Source organism: Cellulomonas alba, from assembly GCF_030362835.1.
Taxonomy (GTDB): Bacteria; Actinomycetota; Actinomycetes; order Actinomycetales; family Cellulomonadaceae; genus Cellulomonas; species Cellulomonas alba.
The window spans coordinates 369492-391097 of the sequence record NZ_JAUCGQ010000002.1 but is presented as its reverse complement, the minus strand read 5'-3'; the positions used below and the strand labels follow the sequence as shown (position 1 = coordinate 391097).

Below are 21606 nucleotides of genomic sequence, written 5' to 3'. Positions count from 1 at the left end.
GGACGGGCCGCGCCTCGAGGAACGACGACGGCCCGCGGACCACCAGGTCCGCGGGCCGTGACGTCAGGCGATCGGCGACTAGCCGATCGGTGCGAGCTCGGAGCGCGACCGCGCCCACCCGCCGTCCGACGAGCCGCCGATCGACGCGGCCAGCTCTGCCGGGATGGTGTCCGGGATCAGCAGACCCTCGGCCACCGCGACCCGGTCGCTGACCTCGCGAAGCACGAGCGACATCGGGACGTCCAGCGCCTCGCAGATGCTGCTCAGCAGCTCTGACGACGCTTCCTTCTGCCCACGCTCCACCTCGGAGAGGTAGCCGAGGGACACACGCGCTGCCGACGACACCTCACGCAGGGTGCGGCCCTGGCGCTGACGCGCGTCACGCAGCACGTCGCCGATCTCGCGACGAAGAACGACCATGCGGGCTCCCCCCTTCGTGTCGTGCACCTTGCCGGGACCTTGAGCCACCGCGACCATCCCCGGTTGTCCCTTCACCGGGAGGCTTCCACCGTACCGTGCGCCACTGACGCGCGCGGTGTACCGCCGGGCGGGCGGCCTGGAGTTCATCACGGTCGTTGCAACGTGCCGACTCCCCCGCGTGTTCCCGCGCCAGCGGGCACAGCGCCGCGCGTCCTGGCGGCCGCCCGCAACTTCACCCGGGAACGCACGCGCGGTGCAGGACGGGGGGCGGCGTCCCGTCAGGCGCGGAGCGACTCGAGCGCGAGCCGGAGCGCGGCGTCGACCGTCGCAGCGCGCACAGCGGCCCGGTCGCCGCCGAGTTGCAGCTCGCGCTGGTGCACGCCGCCCGGCGTCACGACCGCCACGTGCACCGTGCCGGGCGCCTTGCCGTCCTGCGGGTCGGGCCCGGCCACACCCGTCGTCGCGATGCCCACGTCGGCCGTCAGCCGGTCGCGGACGCCGGCCGCCATCGCGACCGCGACGTCCGCGTCGACCGCGCCCCGCTCGGCGAGCAGCGCCTCGTCGACCGCGAGCAGCGCCGCCTTCAGGTCGGTCGCGTACGCCACGACGCCGCCGCGCAGCACGGTCGACGCGCCGGGCACCGTGACGAGCGTCGCGCACACGAGCCCGCCCGTGAGCGACTCGGCCACGGCGAGCGTCCAGCCGCGGTCACCGAGGGCGGCGAGCACGTCGCGCGGGAGGCTAGTCACGCCTGGTCCGCGCGCCGAGTCGCGGACGCCTCGCCGCGATCGACCGTGCCGGTCGTCGGGCCCCGGGGGTGCGGGCTCGTCACGCCGGGCCCACGCGGCGCGCCGCGCGCCGGATGCGCGCCGCGGCGCGCAGGTAGTCGACGCCCGTGACGACCGTCACGACCACCGCCGCGCCCATGAGCACGGCTGCGACGACCGACAACCAGCCGGGCAGGTGCCCGAGCGGCAGCAGGTAGAGCCCGATCGCGACGGACTGCAGCACCGTCTTCGCCTTGCCGCCCCGCGACGCGGGGAGCACCAGGTAGCGGAGCATGAACAGTCGCATCACGGTGATGCCGATCTCCCGCACGAGGATCACCACGGTGATCCACCACTGGAGGTCGCCCAGCGCGGACAGCGTCACGAGCGCAGCGCCCATCAGCAGCTTGTCCGCGATCGGGTCGAGCAGCTTGCCCAGGTCCGTGACCTGCCCGTTCCGGCGGGCCAGCCAGCCGTCGAGGCGATCGGTCAGCGCCGCCGCGACGAACAGTGCCGTCGCGACCAGCCGGAGGCCCACCCCGTCGTCCCCGGCCGCGACGAGCGCCCAGACGAAGAACGGGACGACCGCGATGCGCAGGACCGTGAGGGTGTTCGCCACGGTCCACCGCGGCGCGGCAAGGGGGACGGCGTCGGACACGCGGACAGCCTACGGGGGCCGCCACGCCGACCTCGCCAGGCGCTGCCACCCAGGCCGCGTCCTGACGAACGGGTGAACCGGGACGCTCGTCACCCGGGATTCCTGAGTCGAACGACTACAGTCCGCCTGTGACTCGCCACGCCCGCTCGGCACGGCGGTCGCCCCAGATCGTCCTGATGGCGGTGCTCGCCCTTCTGCTGACGTGCGCCGGAGCGACCGCTGCGGCGCTCCGACCCTCCGGGGCCGACGAGGCTCTGGCCGCGGTGCCGCCGACCGCCGGCGCGACGGCCAGCCACCCCGGCGCGGGCGCGACGCCCACGCCGTCACCGACCCCCACTCGCCTGCCCGACGCGCAGTTCAGCATCGTCGCCGCCGGTGATGTCCTCCCGCACGGCGGCGTCGTCGCCGACGCCCGGACGAAGGGCGGCGGGTACGACTTCTCGAAGCTGCTCGCTCCGATGGACCCGTGGATCCAGGGCGCCGACCTGGCGATCTGCCACATGGAGACGCCGATCGCGCCGAACGGCAAGCCGACCGGGTACCCGATCTTCGGCGGTCCGAAGCAGCTCGCCGCGGCGCTGAAGGCGCAGGGCTGGGACGGGTGCTCCACGGCGTCGAACCACTCGGTCGACCGCGGCTTCGCCGGGGTCAAGGCGACGCTGGACGCCTTCGACGCCGTCGGCCTCGGCCACGACGGCACCGCGCGGACCGCCGCCGAGCAGGCGCAGCCGCAGCTCTACCAGCTGGAGCGCGCGGGCCAGACGATCACGGTCGCGCACGTCTCCGCGACCTACGGCACGAACGGCATGCCGGTCGACGCGGACAAGCCGTGGTCGCTGAACATGATCGACGTGCCGGCGATGGTCGCGCAGGCCAAGGCGGCGCGGGCCGCGGGCGCGGACATCGTCGTCGCGAGCGTGCACTGCTGCGTCGAGTACCAGACGTCGCCCACGTCGCAGCAGCAGCTCATCGACCAGCAGCTCGCCGACTCGGGCGAGTTCGACCTCGTCATCGGCCACCACGCCCACGTGCCCCAGCCCGTCGTCAAGCTGGCGGGCGGCCCCGGCGGTGCCGGCATGTGGGTCGCGTACGGCCTCGGCAACTACGTCTCCAACCAGGACGGCGACTGCTGCGTCGCGAGCACCGACTCGGGGATCCTGCTGACCGCGCACGTGACGAGCCCCGCCGCGGACCCCGCGACCGGCAGACCGGCCGGCCCGGCGCGCGTGACCGGGGTGGAGTACACGCCGATCACGGTCGACCGGCTCGGCGGCCACCAGGTGCACGCACTGACCGACATCCCGGAGGGCTCGACGCACCTGACGGCGACGCAGGTGTCGCAGCGGCTCGCCCGGGTCGAGCACGCGGCGGGCGACGCCGCGCCGATGCGCACCGAGCCCGAGACCCCGACCGGGCCGCCGCCCGTGGTGGTCCAGCGCGCCGGCTGACGCGGACCGGTGGCCAGCGCGCACGCTGACGCGCACCGGCGGTCCAGCGCGCGCTGGCTGATGCGGATCGGGCGTGCGGATCAGGCGTGCGGCGCGGGCTGCGCGCCGCCGTACAGCCAGCCCTGCCCGTACCGCCAGCCGTTGCGGTGCAGGTAGTCGGCCTGCTCCTCGTGCTCGATCCCCTCGGCGATCGTCACCATCGCGAGCTCACGTGCCAGTGCACCGAGGGCGCGCGCGACCTTGCCCGCGGTCGGGTCGTCCGGGATGCCGGACGTGAACGACATGTCGAGCTTGACGCCCGCCACCGGCAGGTCGCGCAGGTACGACAGCGGCGACACGCCGGTGCCGAAGTCGTCGAGCAGGATCGGGACGCCGGCGGCCGAGAGCTGCGTGAGCTCGTGCCGGATCCGGGTGCCCGACGCCACGAGCGACGACTCCGTCAGCTCGACCACGACGCGTCCGGCCATGACGCGGTGCCGCGAGATCTCCGCGAGCAACGTCGTCGCGAACTCGCCGTCCCCGAGCTGGTCGGCGGAGACGTTCACCGAGACCCAGAGCTTGGAGTCCGGCGCCGAGGCGACGAACGCGACGACGGACGTCGCGACGAACTGTCCGAGCTGCACGGCGAGCCCGGCCTCCTGCACGAGCGGCAGGAACGCCGCGGGGAGCAGCAGGCCGCGGTACGGGTGCTCCCAGCGGATCAGCGCCTCGTACCCGACCAGGCGCGAGTCGGCCAGGTCGACGATCGGCTGGTAGTGGACCACGAGCTCGCCGGCGGCGAGCGCCTGCGAGAGCTCGCGGTGCACGTCCGCGCTGGAGACGATGCCCATCGACGACTCGTAGATCTCCGTGCGGCCGCGACCTGCCCCCTTCGCCTTGTAGAGCGCCGCGTCGGCGGCGGCGAGGAGCGTCGGCGCGCCACCCGCGATCGTCTCGGAGTCGGCGAGCGCGATGCCGACGCTCGCGGCCACCCCGAGGCGCCGCCTGCCGACCCGCACCGGTTCCGCGAGGCCCGCGTGGATCGCCGCGGCGACCTCGAACACCGCCTTGGGCCCGTCCTGGTCCTGGACGACGACCACGAACTCGTCGCCGCCGAGCCTCGCCACGGTCCCCCGTCGCGCGGTCGCCGCGCGCAGCACGCCGGCCACGTGGACGAGCAGCTCGTCACCCGCGGCGTGCCCGTACCGGTCGTTGATCTCCTTGAACGCGTCGAGGTCGCACGCGAGCACCGCGACGCGGTCGACGGCCGCAGGCTGCTCGAGCACGGACTGCAGGACCTCCTGCAGGAGCGTCCGGTTCGCGAGCCCCGTCAGCGGGTCGTGCATCGCGCGGTGCGTCAGCATCTCCGCCTGCAGGCGGGACTCCGTCGAGTCGCGCACCTGGACGACGAAGTGGTCGGGCTCGCCCGTGGGCGACCGCACGAGTGCGGTGTCGAGCACGACCCAGACGAGGTGGCCGTCGGCGCGCTGGTAGCGCTTCTCGAGCGAGAACCGGTGCTGGCCACCACCGAGCAGGCGGTCGACCTCGAGCCGCTCGGCCGCGCGCGTGTCCGGCGTCGACAGGTCCTCCATCGAGTAGCCGCGCAGCGCGTTGACGCTCGTGCCGAGCAGCTCGGCGAACGCCGCGTTGGCCTCGACGACCCGCCAGTCGAGGTCGACGAGCGCCATGCCGATCGGGGCGTTCTCCATCGCGACGCGGAACTGGGTCTCGCTGCGGCTCAGCGCGGCCTCGACCTCGCGTCGCCCGGTGACGTCGACGAGCGTCGTCAGCACCGCTGCCTGCTCGCCGTCGCCTGCGGGCACCAGCTGGCTCGCGACCTGGACCATGCGCACCTGGCCACCCGCGGACCCCGGGGCGGCCACGCCGACGAGCTCGGAGTCGACCGTGAACCCCGCGCGGGCGGTGCGGTGGCCGAGCACGGCCGCGGGGTTCATGGCGAGCCCCTGCTCGTTGACCAGGACGATGGGCAGGTCGGTGAGCGGCTTGCCGACCGACGCCGCGGCGTCGACGCCGAGGATCGCGGCGGCCCGCTCGGACAGGTCGAGCACGCGGCCCTGCAGCGACGAGACGAGCACGCCCTCCTTCGTCACCGCCTGGAGCGCGTCGTAGCGGTGGCGCAGCTCGCGGCTGAGGGCCAGCAGCTCGTCCTGCCGGTGCAGGTGCGCGCGCTGCCGCGCGAGCAGCACGAGCACCGCGACGAGGGCGAGCACCGCGACGACGGCGATCAGGCCACCGACGAGCTCGCCCGGCGACAGGTCGCTCACCAGCGACCGGCCCGGTCGTCCTCCGCGTCGTCGAAGTAGTCGACCGCGACGGGTGGGTCGCCCGGCAGACCGTCGTCCACGCTGTCGCCGCGCAGCATCGCGAGCGTCCCCGGCAGGTCGTCGGGCTGGACGAGGACCTCGCGCGCCTTGGAGCCCTCGGACGGGCCGACGATCTCGCGCGACTCGAGCAGGTCCATCAGGCGGCCGGCCTTCGCGAAGCCGACGCGCAGCTTGCGCTGAAGCATCGACGTCGAACCGAACTGCGACGTGATGACGAGCTCGGCAGCCTGCAGCAGCAGGTCGAGGTCGTCGCCGATGTCCTCGTCCACCTGCTTCTTCGCGGCGGCGACGGCCACGTCCTGGCGGTACACGGGCTTGAGTTGCTTCTTGACGTGCTCGACGACCGCGTGGATCTCCGACTCCGAGACCCAGGCGCCCTGCGTGCGCATCGGCTTGGCCGCACCCATCGGCAGGAACAGCGCGTCGCCCTGGCCGATGAGCTTCTCGGCGCCCGGCTGGTCGAGCACGACGCGCGAGTCCGTGAGCGACGACGTGGCGAACGCGAGCCGCGACGGCACGTTCGCCTTGATCAGGCCGGTGACGACGTCGACCGAGGGCCGCTGCGTCGCGAGCACCAGGTGGATGCCTGCGGCGCGCGCGAGCTGCGTGATGCGCTGGATCGACGCCTCGACGTCGCGAGGCGCCACCATCATCAGGTCGGCGAGCTCGTCGACGATCACGAGCAGGTACGGGTACGGCGCGATCTTGCGCTCGGAGCCCGGCAGCGGCTTGACCTTGCCGGCGCGCACGGCGACGTTGAAGTCGTCGACGTGCTTGAAGCCGAACATGGCGAGGTCGTCGTAGCGCGCCTCCATCTCGCGCACCACCCACTCGAGCGCCTCGGCGGCCTTCTTCGGGTTGGTGATGATCGGCGTGATGAGGTGCGGGATGCCCTCGTAGATCGTCAGCTCGACGCGCTTGGGGTCGACGAGCACCATGCGGACCTCGTCGGGCGTCGAGCGCATGAGGATCGAGACGATCATCGAGTTGACGAACGACGACTTGCCCGCGCCGGTGGCGCCCGCGACGAGCAGGTGCGGCATCTTCGCGAGGTTCGCGACGACGTAGCCGCCCTCGACGTCCTTGCCGACGCCGATGACCATCGGGTGCTCGGTGCGCTTGGCCGCGCTGGACCGCAGCACGTCGCCCAGCGCGACCGTCTCTCGGTCGGTGTTCGGGATCTCGATGCCGATCGCGGACTTGCCGGGGATCGGCGACAGGATGCGCACGTCGGCGCTCGCGACGGCGTACGCGATGTTCTTGGACAGCGCCGTGACGCGCTCGACCTTGACGCCGAGGCCGAGCTCGACCTCGTAGCGCGTGACGGTCGGTCCGCGCGTGAAGCCCGTGACCTGCGCGTCGATCTCGAACTGGTCGAGCACGTTGGTGAGCGCCTCGACGACGCGGTCGTTCGCCGCCGAGCGGACCTTGTGCGGCGCGCCCTTCGCGAGCGCGTCCTCCGACGGCAGCGTGTACAGGACGTCGCCCTCGAGCATCGGCTGCTCGCCCCGCGGGACGCCCGACGTCGTGGGCGGCGCCTCGATCCGGCGCGCGGCGGGCGCGACGACCGCCGTCGGCTCGGTGTCTGCCGCCGGCTCGGCTCCGCCCCGCGCGGCCTCGATCGTCGCGGCGCTGAGGTAGGCCTCGTCGCCTTCGTACGCGTCGAGCCGCGACTCGTCCGCCTCGTCGGCGTGCTCGGCGCGTTCGGCGCGGCGGCGGCCGAGGCGACGCTTCTTCGGCAGCACCTCGGTCTCCGGCAGCGCGGTGTGCCCCGCGTTGATGACGAGCGGCGCGTCCTCGTCGTCGACCTCGTCGTGCCGGCCCGTCAGGCGGTGGTACGCGCCGCGCAGCCTCGGGACGATCTGGTTGACGGGCGTGGCCGTGACGACCAGCACGCCGAAGAACGCGAGCAGCAGGAGCAGCACGACCGCGATCGGCTGGGTGAGCAGGCTCGCGAGCGGCGTGCCGACGGCGTACCCGACCACGCCGCCCGCCTTGCGCAGCGCGGCGAAGTCGTCCGTGCTCGGCAGCCCGGCGCCGATCTGCAGGATGCCGCACACGGCCAGCGCGATCGCGGTCAGACCGATGCCGATGCGCGAGTTGGCCTGCACGCGGTCCGGGTGCCGCATCAGCCGCACCGCGACGTAGACGAGCACGACCGGCACGACCACGCCGACCCGCCCGAACGTCCCGGCGACGACCGAGTGCACCGCGTCGCCTGCCGTGCCCGACAGGTTCCACCACTCGCGCGCCGCGACGACCACCGCGAGCGCGAGCAGGGTGAACGCGATGCCGTCCCGCCGGTGCGCGGGGTCGAGGTCGCGCGCGCCGCGGCCGATGTGCCGCGCCGTGCCGCCGACGAGGTGGGCACAGCCCATCCAGACGCCCTTGACGATCCGCACCGGGAGCGCGGGCCGCTTGGGCGGCGGCGTGCGGCTGCCACCGGGGCGCGACGAGCCTGCGCGCGCCTGCGCGGGCCGGGGGGTCCCGGAGCGCGTGCGGGTGGTGGACGGACCGCTGGCCATGCTCCTCAACCTAGCGGCGGGGTCCGACGACGCCGCGCCGCACGGGCGCGTGTCGCGCGCGAGGTCTCCCCCGACGCCTCTCGAGAGCCCCGCGGCCGGGCTCAGACCGCGGTCGGAACCCCTCGGTCGAGCACGACGAGCCGCTCGGCCCGTCCCCCTCGGGCGAACCGCTCCTGCACCGCGGACAGCGGGTCGACGAAGTGCGCCCAGTCGGTGTGGTGCACCGGCACGACCTTGGCGCGGTCCAGCAGGTCGGCAGCCGCGCTCGCGCGCCGCGCGTCGAGCGTCATCGGCTCGGCGCCGAAACGCCCGACGTTCGCGCCGCCGACGAAGAGCACCGCGAGCCCGATGTCCGGGAACCGGCGTGCGACCTGGTCGACGACGTCGACGGACGCGTTGTCACCCGAGACGTAGACGGTCGGCACGCCCGCGGCCTCGAGCACGAACCCCGTGACCGGGCCGCTCTGCGCCTCGGCGCCCTGCGGCCCGTGCTGCGCGGGCACGGCCGTCACGCGGACGTCGCCGACGTCCGTGACCTCCCACGGCTCGAGCCCCCGGATGCCCGGGACCCGTCCCGCCGCGGTCGGCGTCGACAGCACGGTCGGGACGCGCGAGAGCAGGTCGCGACCCGCGTGGTCGAGGTTGTCGGCGTGCTGGTCGTGCGAGAGCAGCACCACGTCCGGGCGGACGTCGGCGGCGGGCACGGCGGGGCCGACGAGCTTGCGGAGCGTGGCGCCGCCGGGGTACTCCGCCGGTGCCGCGTCGAACGTCGGGTCGGTGAGGAACGTCTGGCCCGCGAGCTCGAGCAGCAACGTCGGTCCGCCGACCCAGGTGAGCGTGGTGGTCGTCATGCAGCCAGCGTGCTCCCGTCGGCGCGAGGCGGCGAGTGGCCTGGAGGTCGCACATCGCTAGGATCGGGCCATGCAGCCGAGGCACCGCGTGGCAGTCCTCGCGTTCGACGGCATCAGCCCGTTCCACCTGGCCGTGCCGTCGGCCGTGTTCGCGTCGGGCGGCGGATCGGCGCCGGTCACGGGCTACGAGGTCACCGTCTGCGCGGAGCGGCCCGGCGCCGTGCCGACCGCCGGCGGGTACGCGGTCGTGGTGGAGCACGGGCTCGAGGCGTTCGCGGCGGCCGACACGGTCGTCGTGCCGAGCTGGGACACGGCGGTCGAGCCGTCGGACGTCCTGCTCGACGCGGTCCGCACGGCCCACGCGCGTGGTGCGCGCGTCGTCGGCCTGTGCCTGGGCGCCTTCGTCGTGGCTGCGAGCGGCGTCGCCGACGGGCGCGAGGTCGCGACGCACTGGCACGCAGCGGACCGGCTCCGTCGTCGATATCCCGCTGTCGCCGTGCGCGACGACGTCCTGTGGTGCGACGACGGCGACGTCGTGACGTCCGCGGGCGTCGCGTCCGCGCTCGACTGCTGCCTCCACCTCGTCCGCCGGGACCTGGGTGCCGACCTCGCGGCGCGCGTCGCACGGTCGCTCGTGCTCGCGCCGCACCGCGACGGGAACCAGGGCCAGTTCATCCCCGCACCCGTGGCGGAGCACGCGGGAGACGACGCGCTCGACCGCGCGCTCGCCTGGGCCGAGCAGCACCTCGACGAGCCCGTCGACCTCGACGCGTGGGCCGGGGCGGCCCACCTCGCGCGGCGGACGTTCACGCGGCAGTTCCGCGAGCGGACCGGCACCAGCCCCGGGCGGTGGCTGCTGACGCAGCGCCTCGCACGAGCACGAGTGCTGCTCGAGACGACCGACCTCGGAGTCGAGGAGGTCGCCCGTCGCTCGGGGTTCGGCACCGCCGTCACCCTGCGCCAGCACTTCGCGACACACCTCGCGACGAGCCCGCGGCGGCACCGTCAGGCCTTCCGCGCCGAGCCCGCGGCGGGCGCGGCGGTGGATGTCGGTGGTCCGGCATAGGTTCTGTCGGTGAGCACCGGACGAGTCTTGGTCTGTGCGCCGGCAGAGGCGCGCCACGTGGCACGAGGTCGGGCATGAGCCGGCGCGGCTGGATCCTGCTCGGCGCGATGGGCGTCATCTGGGGCGTGCCGTACCTGCTGATCAAGGTGGCGGTGGGCGAGGTGACGCCGGCGACCGTCGTGCTCGCGCGCACCGCGGTCGGCGCGCTGCTGCTCGTCCCGTTCGCGTGGCGCGCAGGCGGCCTCCGCGTCCTGCGCGGGCACTGGCCCGCCGTCGTCGCGTTCGCCGCGCTCGAGATCGTCGGGCCGTGGTTCCTGCTCTCGAACGCCGAGCGCACGCTGACGAGCTCGACCACCGGCCTGCTCGTCGCGACGGTCCCGATCATCGCGGTCGTCGTCGGCCGGCTGGTCGACCGCAAGCACGTCGCGGCCGTGCGGTGGGCGGGCCTGGTCGTCGGCCTCGGCGGTGTCGCGCTGCTGCTCGGGCCCGGCGCCGCGGCCGACGACCCGTGGGCCGTCGTCCAGGTGCTCCTCGCGGCGGTCGGGTACGCGGTCGCGCCACTGATCGCCGAGAGGCGGCTGCACGGCGTGCCGTCGATCCCGCTCACCGCGGCGTGCCTCGGCCTGTCCGCGCTGGTCTACCTGCCCGTCGTGCTCGCGACCGGTCCCCACCCGATGCCCGGCCGGGACGCGCTGCTGTCGCTGCTCGGGCTCGGCGTCGTCTGCACCGCGCTCGCGTTCGTGCTGTTCTTCGGCCTGATCGCCGAGGTCGGCGGTGCGCGCGCAACGCTCGTCGCGTACCTCAACCCGGTCGTCGCGGTCGCGCTCGGGGCAGTCGTGCTCGACGAGCCCATCACCTGGGGCGTGCTCGCCGGGATGGCGCTGATCCTCGCGGGCTCGGCGGCGGCGTCGCGGCGCGCGCGTCCGGTGGAGACGCCGGTGCCGGACGTCGCAGAGGCGGCCGTCGCCTGCGACGAGCCGGCCGTGCGGGAGCCCTCGGCCTAGGCCTCAGTACCGCTGCGCGCGGCCCTCACCGGGCCTCCGCTCCGGGTCAGGCCTCCGTGGGCGTGGTCGGCCCGACCCTGCGCTCCTGCCCGGCGAGTGCCGCGCTGCGCACGGCCCTCACCGGGCCTCCGCTCCGGGTCAGGCCTCCGTGCGCCTGGTCGGCCCGACCCTGCGCTCCTGCCCGGCGAGTGCCGCGCTGCGCACGGCCCTCACCGGGCCTCCGCTCCGGGTCAGGCCTCGACCACCACGGGGATGATCATCGGACGGCGGCGCAGACGGTTGGACACCCAGCGACCCACCACGCGGCGCATGACCTGCTGCAGCTGGTGCGTGTCGACCGCTCCCCCGCGGGCCGCGTCCTCGAGGGCGGCGGTCAGCTCGGGAAGGATGTCCTCGAACACGTCGTCCTGCTCCGCGAACCCGCGGGCGTGGATCTGCGGCCCGGCCAGCACCTTCCCGTCGGCGGACGAGACGACCGCGAAGATCGACACGAACCCCTCGACCCCGAGGATCCGGCGGTCCTTGAGCTCGGCCTCGGTCACGCCCCCGACGGACGACCCGTCGACGTACACGTAGCCACAGGGCACCGCACCGACCACCGACGCCTTGCCGTCGACGAGGTCGACCACGACACCGTCCTCGGCGAGCACGACGCGGTCGGCCGGCACCCCGGTCTGGACCGCGAGCGCGGCATTCGCCACGAGGTGCCGCACCTCGCCGTGCACGGGCATGACGTTGCGTGGCCGCAGGATGTTGTAGCAGTACAGGAGCTCGCCGGCGCTGGCGTGGCCCGAGACGTGCACCTTCGCGTTGCCCGAGTGGACGACGCGCGCGCCGAGCCGCGTGAGCCCGTTGATGACGCGGAACACGGCGTTCTCGTTCCCGGGGATCAGCGAGGACGCGAGGATCACGGTGTCGCCCGGGCCGACCGTGATCTTGTGGTCGTTGTTCGCGATGCGCGAGAGCGCCGCCATCGGCTCGCCCTGCGAGCCGGTGCACATCAGCACGATCTCGTCGTCCGGCAGCTCGTCGACGCGCTTGGAGTCGATCAGCACGTTCTCCGGCACCTTGAGGTACCCGAGCTCCGACGCGATCGCCATGTTGCGCACCATCGAGCGGCCCACGAGGGCGACGTGCCGCCCGTGCGCGGCGGCCGCGTCGAGCACCTGCTGCACGCGGTGCACGTGGGACGAGAACGAGGCGACGACGATCCGCTTGGTCGACTCCGCGAACACCGAGTCGAGCACGGGTCCGATGCCCCGCTCCTGCGCCACGAAGCCCGGCACCTCGGCGTTGGTCGAGTCGACCATGAACAGGTCGACGCCGCGCTCGCCGAGGCGCGCGAAAGCACGCAGGTCGGTGATGCGCCCGTCGAGCGGGAGCTGGTCCATCTTGAAGTCGCCCGTGTGCAGCACGGTGCCCGCGCCGGTGGTCACGGCGACGGCGAGCGCGTCCGGGATCGAGTGGTTCACCGCGACGAACTCGCACTCGAACACGCCGAGCTGCTCGACCTGGCCCTCGCGCACCGCGAGCGTCAGCGGCGCGATCCGGTGCTCCTTGAGCTTCGCCTCGACGAACGCGAGCGTCAGCTGCGAGCCGACGAGCGGGATGTCGCGCCGCAGCCGCAGCAGGTAGGGCACGGCGCCGATGTGGTCCTCGTGCCCGTGCGTGAGGACGATCGCCTCGATGTCGTCGAGCCGGTCCCGGATGTAGTCGAAGTCCGGGAGGATCAGGTCGACGCCCGGCTGGTGGTCCTCTGGGAACAGCACGCCGCAGTCGATGACGAGCAGCCGGCCTGCGTACTCGAGGACGGCCATGTTGCGGCCGACCTCGCCGAGGCCACCGAGGGCGACGACCCGCAGGGCCCCCTCGGGTAGCGCCGGCGGCAGCGTCAGCTCGGGGTGCGGGTGGCTCATGTGTCTCCTGGTGAGGTGGCGTGGGGCCGGCGCTCAGGCCAGCGCGGAGTCGAGCAGCCCGGCCGCGCGCAGGCCGGCACGGATGCCCTCGAGGTCGTCGTCGGACGCGGGCACGTACGGGAGCCGCACGGCGCGCGAGTCGAGCAGGCCGAGCACCTGGAGCGCCGCCTTCGCGAACACCGCCTGGAACCCGGAGCCGTTGATCGCCTGGACGGCGGGGACCGTGGTGCGGAAGAGGCGCAGCGCCTCGGCGTGGTCGCCGGCGTCCCAGGCCGCGACCATGGCGGCGAACTGACGGCCGACCACCTGGGTCGCGACGCCGACGACGCCGCACGCCCCGTGGGCGAAGAACGGCAGCGTCACCGCGTCGTCGCCCGAGTACCAGGCGAGCCCCGTCCGCGCGATGGCGTCCGCGGCGGCGGCGACGTCGCCGGTCGCGTCCTTCATCGCCACGATCCGCTGGTGCGACGCGAGCGCGTCGATCGTGGCGGGCGCCATGCGCACGCCCGCCCGGCCGGGAACGTCGTAGACCATGACCGGCAGCTCGGTGGAGCCGGCCACGGTCGTGATGTGCGCGACGAGCCCCGGCTGCGACGGTCGCGAGTAGTACGGGCTGACGACGAGCAGGCCGTGCGCGCCCGCCTCGGCTGCCTGCTCGGCCATGCGGACCGCGTGCGCCGTGTCGTTCGAGCCCGCGCCCGCGACGACGTAGGCGCGGTCACCCACCGCCTCCACGACGGCGGCCACGAGCTCGGCCTTCTCTGGCGCGTGAGTGGTGGGCGCCTCGCCGGTGGTGCCGTTGAGGACGAGTCCGTCGTGCCCCGCCTCGTCGACGAGGTGCTTCGCGAGGGCGACGGCGGCGGTCAGGTCGACCGCCCCGTCCTCCGTCATCGGCGTGACCATCGCGGACAGCACGGCCCCGAACGGGCGGACGGACGACGTCACCAGCGGCATGCCGCAACGGTACCGCCCGGGTGGGACGCGCCGTCGCGCGATATCGCCCTGCGAGCCGGGCGGCCGCGCCCCGTCACCAGCGGCCGAGCGCCCGCTCGAGCGCCGCGTGCGTGGCTGCGTCGGAGAGCCCGAGCTGCCGCGCGACGAGGGCGAGGGTGTCGGCCGCCGCGTCGACGTCGGCGGACGCGGGGGCCCGGCGACGCGCCACCGGCAGGACCGTCGTGCCGTGGCGGCCCGCCGTCGCGACGAGCCCGTCACGTGCGAGCTGCTCGTACACCTTGTTGACCGTGCCGCGCGCCAGCCCGAGGTCCGTGGCGAGCTGCCGGACGGTAGGCAGCCGGGCGCCGGACGCGAGCTGGCCCGAGACGATCAGGCGCTCGATCTGCGAGCGCAGCTGCTCGAAGACGGGCGTCGGCGCGTCCGCGTCGACGTGGACGATCACGCGAGCGCCCCCGGCGGCAGCCAGCCGCGCGGTGCGCGGGGCGCGGCACGGTGCAGCAGCACGAGCGTCGCCACGAGCGCCGCGAGCACGAGCACGACGCGCACGGCGTCGTCACCGCCACCGCCCTGGTCGGGCAGCCCGGAGACGACCCAACCGGCGGTCAGCACCGCGGCGGCGAGCTCCAGACGCGCGACCGCCACGCCGGCGAACGCCCGGATGCGCGCGTCGACGCGCGCCGCGGCGTCCGTCATGACGGGCCGGCGGCGACCGGCGATCGAGGCGCGCGTGACCTCGGCGACGCCCACCATCGCGGCACCTGCGACGGCCGTCGTGAGGACCCCGAGCGAGCCGAGCCCGCGCACCGCGACGACGACCCCCGCGACCATGAGCGAGCACACCACCAGCACGCGGGCGACGCGCGCGAGGTCGGCGCGGGCCGCCGGCGCGTGCGGCTCGAGCGACGCGGCGGTCCGCGCGGACGGCCGGCGTGGTCGGTCGAAGCGGAAGGTCTCTGCCGAGAGCGCACCGCAGACGATCCCCGCGAGCGCGCACCACAGCACGTCGGCGAACGGGCTCCCCGTGCCGATCCCGGCGTGCACCGAGCCGTACCAGGCCACCCCGGTGACCACCGCGAACGCGGCGCCGAACAGGCCGCCGACGGCCCGGTGCCGCCGGTGCCGCCGCAGGTACCGCTCGTAGACGGCCGCCTCGTCCGCGGACGGGTAGGCGTCGCCCGCCAGCCACGCCACGTCGACCGCGCGCACCGGGCGGGCGAGCACCGCCGCCGCGACGAGGCCCGCGACGAGCGCGAGCACGGTGACGAGCACGACGGGTACGGCGGACACGGGACCCCCTGGTGGATTGGCTCATTGGCATAGTACGTTGTGCCAATGAGCCGCACAACCGTCGCCGACGCCGCGCTCGACGCCGTCGTGCCGGTGACACCCCGCTGGCGCGTCGCGGTGGGCATCGCCGCCGGAGTCGCGCTGATGGCCGCAGCCGTGGCGGGCGCGTCGGCGTTCCGGCCGGGCGTCCTCCCGGGATCGACCGCCGGTGGCGCGCAGGGGGCGGCACCCGGCGGCCCGATCACGACGGTCGAGCTCGAGGGTGCGGCCGCGTGGCAGCGGGTCGAGTCCGTCACCGGTCCCGGCGTCGCCGCGGCCTGGCTCACCGCGAACGACCCGCTCGGCACCGACCCGGCGACGCCCGTCCGGACGCTGCCGGCCGCCCTGCACCGCGACGAGCGGACGTGGCTCGTCATCCGGTGGGCCGACGCGTGCGGCGACAGCGCCACCGTGCGGACCATCGGGGTGCTGGGCACCGTCCGGGACGAGGCGCTGCCTGCGGCGTTCACACCGGCCAAGCTGCTCCAGGGGCAGGCCGGCCAGACGGCGTGCGGCGCCGGCTCGTGACGAAGCGGTAGCGCGGGCCCGCCGACGACGTCAGCCACGGCCCGTCGTCCACGACCTCCCACTCGCGCGCGTCGAGCGCCGGGGCGTGGGTGTCCCCCGCGACGTCGAGGTCGACGACCGTGACGACCGCGACGTCGGCGAGCGCGACCGCGCCCGCGTAGACCGCTCCCCCGCCGATCACCCACGCGTCCCGATCCCCGACGAGCTCGAGCGCGGCGTCCAGGGACCCGACGACCACGGCGCCCGGCGCGTCGTAGCCGGGCGCACGCGACAGCACCACGTTCTGCCGGCCCGGCAGCGGTCGGAACCGCTCGGGCAGGGACTCCCACGTCGCGCGCCCCATGACGACGGGGCAGCCGCGCGTCAGCGACCGGAAGTGCGCGAGGTCCTCGGGGACGTGCCACGGGAGCGTGCCGTCCGTGCCGATCACCCCCGCGGGCGACTGGGCCCAGACGAGCCCCAGCGTCACACCGCCACCGGCGCCTTGATCGCCGGGTGGTGCTGGTAGCCGACGACCTCGACGTCCTCGAAGGTGTAGTCGAACAGCGACGGCGCCCGGCGGAGCTGCAGCGTCGGCGGCGCGAACGGCTCGCGCGAGAGCTGCTCGCGCACCTGCTCGACGTGGTTGTCGTAGATGTGGCAGTCGCCGCCCGTCCACACGAAGTCGCCGACCTCGAGGTCGACCTGCTGCGCGACCATGTGCGTCAGCAGCGCGTAGGACGCGATGTTGAACGGGACGCCGAGGAACAGGTCCGCGCTGCGCTGGTAGAGCTGGCAGCTGAGCCGGCCGTCCGCGACGTAGAACTGGAAGAACGCGTGGCAGGGCGCGAGCGCCATCGACGGGATGTCGGCGACGTTCCACGCCGAGACGATGTGCCGCCGGCTGTCCGGGTCGCGCCGCAGGTTCGCGAGCAGCTCGGTGACCTGGTCGACGTGCCGACCGTCGGGCGTCGGCCACGAGCGCCACTGGACGCCGTACACCGGCCCGAGCTCGCCGTCCGCGTCGGCCCACTCGTCCCAGATCGTCACGCCGTTCTCCCGCAGCCAGCGCACGTTCGAGTCGCCGCGCAGGAACCACAGCAGCTCACCCACGATCGAGCGCAGGTGCACGCGCTTAGTCGTGACGAGCGGGAAGCCCGACTGCAGGTCGAAGCGCATCTGGTGCCCGAACACCGAGCGCGTGCCCGTGCCGGTGCGGTCCGCCTTCGGCGTCCCGGTCTCCAGGACCAGGCGGAGCAGGTCCTCGTACGGGGTCTCGATCGGCGCGGCCATGGCCGTCATCGTAGGTCGCGCCGAGCCCGTCGCCGCGGCCCGACGCGCAACCGCCTGCGCGGCGAGCGCGGCCGGTTCAGACTGGGCCGCATGACCATCGCCCTGCCGCCGACCGTCGCCTCCCACGTCCCGACCGGGATCCTCGTGGACGGCGACTGGCGCCCCGCCTCGAGCGGCCGCACGTTCGAGGTCGCGGACCCGGCGACCACCGACACGCTGTTCGACGTCGCCGACGGCGGGGAGCGGGACGCGCTCGACGCGCTGACCGCCGCGAACGCGGCGTTCCCCGTCTGGCGCGCCACGCCGCCCCGCGAGCGCTCCGAGCTGCTGCGCGCCGTGTTCGAGACGCTGACCGCGCGCACCGAGGACGTCGCGGCCCTCATCACGGCGGAGGGCGGCAAGCCGCTGGCCGAGTCGCGCGCCGAGGTCGCGTACGGCGCGGACTACGTGCGCTGGTACGCCGAGGAAGCCGTGCGGTTCCCCGGCCTGGCTCGGCGGGCGCCCGCCGGGTCCAACCACCAGCTCGTCCTGCGGCGGGCGGTGGGTCCGGCGCTGCTCGTCACGCCCTGGAACTTCCCGATCGCGATGATCGCCCGCAAGGTCGCGCCCGCGCTGGCCGCGGGATGCACGGTGGTGGTCAAGCCTGCTCGCCTGACGCCGCTGACGACCGCGTTCGTGGCGGAGATCATCCGCGCTGAGCTCGCCGAGCGCGGGCTGCCCACCGGTGTGGTCAACGTCGTCCCGTCGTCGTCCGCGAGCTCGATCTCGACCCCGCTGCTCGCCGACCGCCGGTTGCGCAAGCTCTCGTTCACGGGGTCGACCGAGGTCGGGGCGCAGCTGCTGGCGGCGGCCGCGCCGAACATCCTGCGGACGTCGATGGAGCTGGGCGGCAACGCGCCGTTCCTCGTCTTCGAGGACGCCGACATCCCCGCGGCCGTCCAGGGGGCGCTCGCCGCGAAGATGCGGAACTCGGGCCAGACGTGCGTCGCGGCCAACCGGTTCCTGGTCCACCGCTCGGTCGCGCAGGAGTTCACCGAGGGACTCGCCGAGGCGTTCCGCGGGCTCGTCGTGGGGCACGGCGCCGAGCCCGGCACGACGGTCGGGCCGCTGATCGAACAGGCGGCCGTCGACCGCGTCGAGGAGGTGGTGGCGCAGGCCGTGGACGCCGGCGCGCGCGTGCACGTCGGGGGTGAGCGCCCGCGCCGCACCGGGTACTTCTACGCGCCCACGGTGCTCGACCGCGTGGACCCCGAGCACCGGATCGTCACCGAGGAGATCTTCGGGCCCGTCGCGCCGGTCGTCACGTTCGGCGACGAGGAGGAGGCGATCGAGCTCGCGAACCGGACCCCGTTCGGGCTCGTCGCGTACGCGTACACGCGCGACATCGGTCGCGTGATGCGGCTCGCGGACCGGGTCGAGGCCGGGATGCTCGGCGTCAACCGTGGCATGGTCTCGGACGCGAGCGCGCCCTTCGGCGGCGTCAAGCACTCGGGACTCGGGCGCGAGGGCGGCGAGGCGGGCCTCGAGGAGTACCTCGAGCCGGTGTACGTCGCGCTCTGAACGCGGCCGTCCGAGGGCCGTGCGACAGTAGCGGGCGTGACGACGGACGACGCTCGGCGGGCTGCGGTCCGCCAGGCGGTCTCCGTCTCGGTCGCCACGGGGCTGTACGGCATCTCGTTCGGCGCGCTGGCCGTTGCCGCCGGGCTGACGATCCCGCAGACCATGGCGCTCAGCCTGCTGATGTTCTCGGGCGGGTCGCAGTTCGCGTTCGTCGGCGTCGTCGCGGGCGGCGGCGCGGCCGGTGCGGCGATCGCGACCGCGGGGCTCCTGGGCGTCCGCAACGCGCTGTACGGCCCGCTCGTGACACCGATCCTGCGCGTGAGCCGCCGTCTGCGGCCCGTCGCGGCGCAGCTGACGATCGACGAGTCGACCGCCGTCGGGACCGCGCAGCGTGACCGCGCCGCCGGCCGCGTCGGGTTCTGGTGGACCGGCGTCGGCGTCTACCTGCTGTGGAACGCGTTCTCGCTCGCGGGGGCGCTGCTCGGCAACGCGCTCGGCGACCCGCGCCGGTACGGGCTCGACGCCGCGGCCGCCGCCGCGTTCCTGGCTCTCGTGTGGCCGCGCGTCACCGGGCCGGGCGCACGGCTCGCCCAGCTGGTGGCGCTGGGCGCGGTCGTCGTCGCGCTCGCGTCGACGCCGTTCGTGCCCGCCGGCGTGCCCGTGCTGCTCGCGGCGCTCGTCGCCGTCGTCGCGGGGCTCGTGACGAACCCGCCCCCCACCGAGCCGCCACCACCGCTGCTCGCGCCTGACCACCTGCTCACGCCTGACGGACCGGCCGAGGAGGCGCCATGAGCGTGGGGCTCACGTGGGTGGCGATCGTCGCCGCGAGTGCGGTCGTGTTCGCGCTCAAGCTCGTCGGCCACCTGCTGCCCGAGCACTGGCTGGCGCAGCCGCGGGTCGCCCGCACCGCGGCGCTCGTGACGGTCGCGCTGCTCTCGGCGCTGGTCGCGGTGCAGGCCGCCACCACCGGGCGGTCGCTGGTCGCGGACGCGCGCCTGCCGGCGCTCGTCGTCGCCGCCGTCGCGCTCGCGCTGCGCGCGCCGTTCATCGTGGTGGTCGTGCTCGCGGCGGTGACCGCCGCGGTGCTGCGCGCGCTCGGCATGCCCTGACCGCCGCCCGACCCGCGCGGGGTAGCCTCACCCGGTGCCGCTGTTCTCCGAGACCTCCGACGTGTCGGTGCGCCCCGCCGTCCCCGGCGACGAGCTCGCGATCGCGCAGGTGCAGCTCGCGGCCTGGCGCGACACGCACGCCGACGTCTTCGGCACGGCGCTCGACGATCTCGACGCCGAGGCGATCTCGGCGGGCTGGCACGAGTCGATCACCGCGCCGCCGGGCCCGGGCTACCGCGTGCTCGTCGCGCTGGCCGGACCGCAGGTGGTCGGCTTCGCCGCCGTCGCGCCGGTCGCGGCGCCCGAGGGCGAGGCACGCGGCGGCGTGCTCGTGGCGCTCGAGGTGACGCCGACGGCGCAGCGCGGCGGGCACGGCTCGCGGCTGCTCGCGGCGGTCGTCGACCTGCTGCGCGAGGACGGCGCCGACCAGCTGCACACGTGGGTGCTCGACGGCGACGACGCGCGCGCCCGCTTCCTGCGCGAGTCCGGCCTCGGCCCGGACGACGTCGCGCGCGAGGTGGTCGCGGGCACGCTGCCCGACGGGACGCACCGCACGGTCAACGAGCACCGCTGGTCCGCGGGCATCTGAGACCCGCCAGGGCCGAGCCCGGAGGGCGCCGGGCAGCGCGTCAGATCGCGTCCGGTCCCGTCGTCGCGCGCCCCCGGTGCAGGCGGCTCGCCGCGCGCAGCGCCTCGCGGGCGCGGCGCCGGTCTCCTGCCGCGTCGTACGCGAACGCGAGGTGGTACCAGGACCGCCAGTCGTCCGGCGTCGCCTCCGCGCGCTCCCGCGCGGCGCCGAACGCCTCGCGCGCGGCGGAACGGTCGATCCGGCCGCCCGGCGAGCGCGGCAGGTCGTCGACCGGCAGCTCGTCGGCGGCCGCGAGCTCGTCGGCCATGCGCTGCACGTCGATCGCGAGCCGCCATTCCCGGACCACGAGCCAGACGACGACGAGCGGCAGCACCCAGAACGCGACGCCGAGCACGACCCCGACGGGCTCGCCCGACCGCACGAGCGCGGTCGCCCGCGCCGCGACGACCCACAGGTAGATCGCGAGCAGCGCGGTCACGGCCGCCGCGACGGCGGGCCCGGTCCACCGCGCCCGGGTGCTGCGCGCCGCCATCAGCCCAGGTCGAGCACGTGCTCGAGGCCCACGGTCAGGCCGGGCAGTGCTCCGACGCGGCGCACGCCGAGCAGCACGCCCGGCATGAAGCTGACGCGGTCGAACGAGTCGTGCCGGATGGTCAGCTGCTCGCCCGCGTTGCCGAACAGGATCTCCTCGTGCGCCACGAGGCCGCGCAGCCGCACGGCGTGGACGTGCACGCCGTCGACCACCGAGCCGCGCGCACCGTCCAGGCCGGTGCTCGTCGCGTCGGGCGACGCACCCAGCCCGGCGGCCGCGCGCGCGGCTCCGATCGCGCGCGCCGTGTGCTGCGCCGTGCCGGACGGCGCGTCGACCTTGTTCGGGTGGTGCAGCTCGACGACCTCGGCGGACTCGAACCACCGTGCCGCCTGCCGCGCGAACGCCAAGGCGAGCACCGCGCCGAGCGCGAAGTTCGGGGCCACGAGCACGCCGACGCCGGGCCGGTCCGCCAGGTGGTCGCGCACGCGGCCGAGCGCCGCGTCGTCCCACCCGGTGGTGCCGACCACCACGTGGACGCCGGCGTCGACGAGCGCGTGCACGTTCGCCTCGGTGACCGACGGGACGGTGAAGTCCACGGCCACCTGCGCCCCCGCAGCGGTCACCGCCCCGAGGTCGTCGCTCGCGTCGAGCGACGCGACCAGCTCGAGGTCGTCCGCGGCCTCGACCGCCTGCACCACCGTGGACCCCATGCGTCCGGCCGCGCCGAGCACGGCGACGCGAATGCGCTCGCTCACGG

The 21606-nt window shown here is 74.8% G+C and carries 22 protein-coding genes; 8 read left to right on the top strand and 14 right to left on the bottom strand.

Annotated elements, in window-relative coordinates; genetic code table 11:
• Positions 1 to 78: 78 nt before the first annotated feature.
• The 3 genes from QRT04_RS14510 to pgsA all read right to left on the bottom strand — a co-directional run bounded on the left by QRT04_RS14510 (position 79) and on the right by pgsA (position 1845).
• Positions 79 to 420 carry a helix-turn-helix domain-containing protein gene (locus tag QRT04_RS14510; protein ID WP_289456225.1) on the bottom strand — a complete coding sequence of 114 codons (342 nt, stop codon included), beginning with the start codon at positions 418 to 420 and terminating at the stop codon, positions 79 to 81.
• A 278-nt stretch (positions 421 to 698) separates the two neighbouring features.
• Positions 699 to 1169, bottom strand: a complete 471-nt coding sequence (locus QRT04_RS14505) for a CinA family protein (RefSeq protein ID WP_289456224.1) — start codon at positions 1167 to 1169, stop codon at positions 699 to 701.
• Between the two features lie 79 nt (positions 1170 to 1248).
• Entirely contained in the window at positions 1249 to 1845 is a 597-nt protein-coding gene (pgsA, locus tag QRT04_RS14500) for a CDP-diacylglycerol--glycerol-3-phosphate 3-phosphatidyltransferase (protein ID WP_289456223.1), read from the bottom strand.
• Positions 1846 to 1973: 128 nt separating this feature from the next.
• Here pgsA and QRT04_RS14495 point away from each other — a divergent pair, with 128 nt between their 5' ends.
• Positions 1974 to 3293: a CapA family protein gene (locus QRT04_RS14495; protein ID WP_289456222.1), complete on the top strand. Its 1320-nt coding sequence runs from the start codon at positions 1974 to 1976 to the stop codon at positions 3291 to 3293.
• Between the two features lie 80 nt (positions 3294 to 3373).
• Here QRT04_RS14495 and QRT04_RS14490 read toward each other — a convergent pair whose 3' ends face one another.
• The 3 genes from QRT04_RS14490 to QRT04_RS14480 form a co-directional block, all read right to left on the bottom strand.
• Positions 3374 to 5557: a putative bifunctional diguanylate cyclase/phosphodiesterase gene (locus QRT04_RS14490; protein ID WP_289456221.1), complete on the bottom strand. Its 2184-nt coding sequence runs from the start codon at positions 5555 to 5557 to the stop codon at positions 3374 to 3376.
• Entirely contained in the window at positions 5554 to 8142 is a 2589-nt protein-coding gene (locus QRT04_RS14485; protein WP_407653639.1) for a DNA translocase FtsK, read from the bottom strand. The genes QRT04_RS14490 and QRT04_RS14485 overlap by 4 nt, the downstream gene beginning before the upstream one ends.
• Before the next feature lie 101 nt (positions 8143 to 8243).
• Positions 8244 to 8993, bottom strand: coding sequence for an MBL fold metallo-hydrolase (locus QRT04_RS14480; protein WP_289456220.1), 750 nt, complete (start codon positions 8991 to 8993; stop codon positions 8244 to 8246).
• Positions 8994 to 9063: 70 nt separating this feature from the next.
• Here QRT04_RS14480 and QRT04_RS14475 point away from each other — a divergent pair, with 70 nt between their 5' ends.
• Together QRT04_RS14475 and QRT04_RS14470 are read left to right on the top strand one after the other, a co-directional pair.
• The gene (locus QRT04_RS14475; protein WP_289456218.1) at positions 9064 to 10059 is read left to right on the top strand and encodes a GlxA family transcriptional regulator; all 996 of its coding nucleotides are present in this window, start codon (positions 9064 to 9066) and stop codon (positions 10057 to 10059) included.
• A 74-nt stretch (positions 10060 to 10133) separates the two neighbouring features.
• On the top strand, positions 10134 to 11063 hold the full coding sequence (locus tag QRT04_RS14470) for a DMT family transporter (protein ID WP_289456216.1): 930 nt from the start codon (positions 10134 to 10136) through the stop codon (positions 11061 to 11063).
• A 230-nt stretch (positions 11064 to 11293) separates the two neighbouring features.
• On the opposite strand, the gene QRT04_RS14465 is transcribed toward QRT04_RS14470, so the two are convergent.
• The 4 genes from QRT04_RS14465 to QRT04_RS14450 all read right to left on the bottom strand — a co-directional run bounded on the left by QRT04_RS14465 (position 11294) and on the right by QRT04_RS14450 (position 15220).
• Entirely contained in the window at positions 11294 to 12979 is a 1686-nt protein-coding gene (locus QRT04_RS14465; protein WP_289456214.1) for a ribonuclease J, read from the bottom strand.
• 33 nt (positions 12980 to 13012) lie between these two features.
• The gene (dapA, locus tag QRT04_RS14460; protein WP_289456213.1) at positions 13013 to 13933 is read right to left on the bottom strand and encodes a 4-hydroxy-tetrahydrodipicolinate synthase; all 921 of its coding nucleotides are present in this window, start codon (positions 13931 to 13933) and stop codon (positions 13013 to 13015) included.
• Between the two features lie 73 nt (positions 13934 to 14006).
• A complete protein-coding gene (locus tag QRT04_RS14455) occupies positions 14007 to 14375 on the bottom strand; it encodes a GntR family transcriptional regulator (protein ID WP_289456212.1) in 369 nt (122 codons plus the stop codon).
• Positions 14372 to 15220, bottom strand: a complete 849-nt coding sequence (locus QRT04_RS14450; protein ID WP_289456210.1) for a hypothetical protein — start codon at positions 15218 to 15220, stop codon at positions 14372 to 14374. Before QRT04_RS14450 ends, QRT04_RS14455 begins: the two co-directional genes overlap by 4 nt.
• A gap of 45 nt (positions 15221 to 15265) precedes the next feature.
• Here QRT04_RS14450 and QRT04_RS14445 point away from each other — a divergent pair, with 45 nt between their 5' ends.
• Positions 15266 to 15787, top strand: coding sequence for a hypothetical protein (locus QRT04_RS14445; protein ID WP_289456209.1), 522 nt, complete (start codon positions 15266 to 15268; stop codon positions 15785 to 15787).
• Here QRT04_RS14445 and QRT04_RS14440 read toward each other — a convergent pair.
• Complete coding sequence (locus QRT04_RS14440) at positions 15726 to 16256, bottom strand: dihydrofolate reductase (RefSeq protein ID WP_289456208.1); 531 nt, start codon at positions 16254 to 16256, stop codon at positions 15726 to 15728. The genes QRT04_RS14445 and QRT04_RS14440 overlap by 62 nt on opposite strands.
• On the bottom strand, positions 16253 to 17059 hold the full coding sequence (locus tag QRT04_RS14435) for a thymidylate synthase (RefSeq protein ID WP_289456207.1): 807 nt from the start codon (positions 17057 to 17059) through the stop codon (positions 16253 to 16255). Before QRT04_RS14435 ends, QRT04_RS14440 begins: the two co-directional genes overlap by 4 nt.
• A gap of 90 nt (positions 17060 to 17149) precedes the next feature.
• Here QRT04_RS14435 and QRT04_RS14430 point away from each other — a divergent pair, with 90 nt between their 5' ends.
• Genes QRT04_RS14430 through QRT04_RS14415 form a run of 4 tightly spaced genes read left to right on the top strand, consistent with a single transcriptional unit; the run spans position 17150 to position 20317 of the window.
• Positions 17150 to 18619 (top strand): NAD-dependent succinate-semialdehyde dehydrogenase, encoded by a 1470-nt coding sequence (locus QRT04_RS14430; protein WP_289456206.1) that lies wholly within the window; start codon positions 17150 to 17152, stop codon positions 18617 to 18619.
• Positions 18620 to 18655: 36 nt separating this feature from the next.
• The gene (locus QRT04_RS14425) at positions 18656 to 19411 is read left to right on the top strand and encodes an AzlC family ABC transporter permease (RefSeq protein ID WP_289456205.1); all 756 of its coding nucleotides are present in this window, start codon (positions 18656 to 18658) and stop codon (positions 19409 to 19411) included.
• On the top strand, positions 19408 to 19728 hold the full coding sequence (locus tag QRT04_RS14420) for an AzlD domain-containing protein (RefSeq protein WP_289456204.1): 321 nt from the start codon (positions 19408 to 19410) through the stop codon (positions 19726 to 19728). The genes QRT04_RS14425 and QRT04_RS14420 overlap by 4 nt, the downstream gene beginning before the upstream one ends.
• A gap of 34 nt (positions 19729 to 19762) precedes the next feature.
• Positions 19763 to 20317 (top strand): GNAT family N-acetyltransferase, encoded by a 555-nt coding sequence (locus QRT04_RS14415; protein WP_289456203.1) that lies wholly within the window; start codon positions 19763 to 19765, stop codon positions 20315 to 20317.
• A 40-nt stretch (positions 20318 to 20357) separates the two neighbouring features.
• Here the strand turns inward: QRT04_RS14415 and QRT04_RS14410 are convergent, their stop codons facing one another.
• The gene (locus QRT04_RS14410; protein WP_289456202.1) at positions 20358 to 20849 is read right to left on the bottom strand and encodes a hypothetical protein; all 492 of its coding nucleotides are present in this window, start codon (positions 20847 to 20849) and stop codon (positions 20358 to 20360) included.
• On the bottom strand, positions 20849 to 21604 hold the full coding sequence (gene dapB, locus QRT04_RS14405; protein WP_289456201.1) for a 4-hydroxy-tetrahydrodipicolinate reductase: 756 nt from the start codon (positions 21602 to 21604) through the stop codon (positions 20849 to 20851). The genes QRT04_RS14410 and dapB overlap by 1 nt, the downstream gene beginning before the upstream one ends.
• Positions 21605 to 21606: the final 2 nt, after the last annotated feature.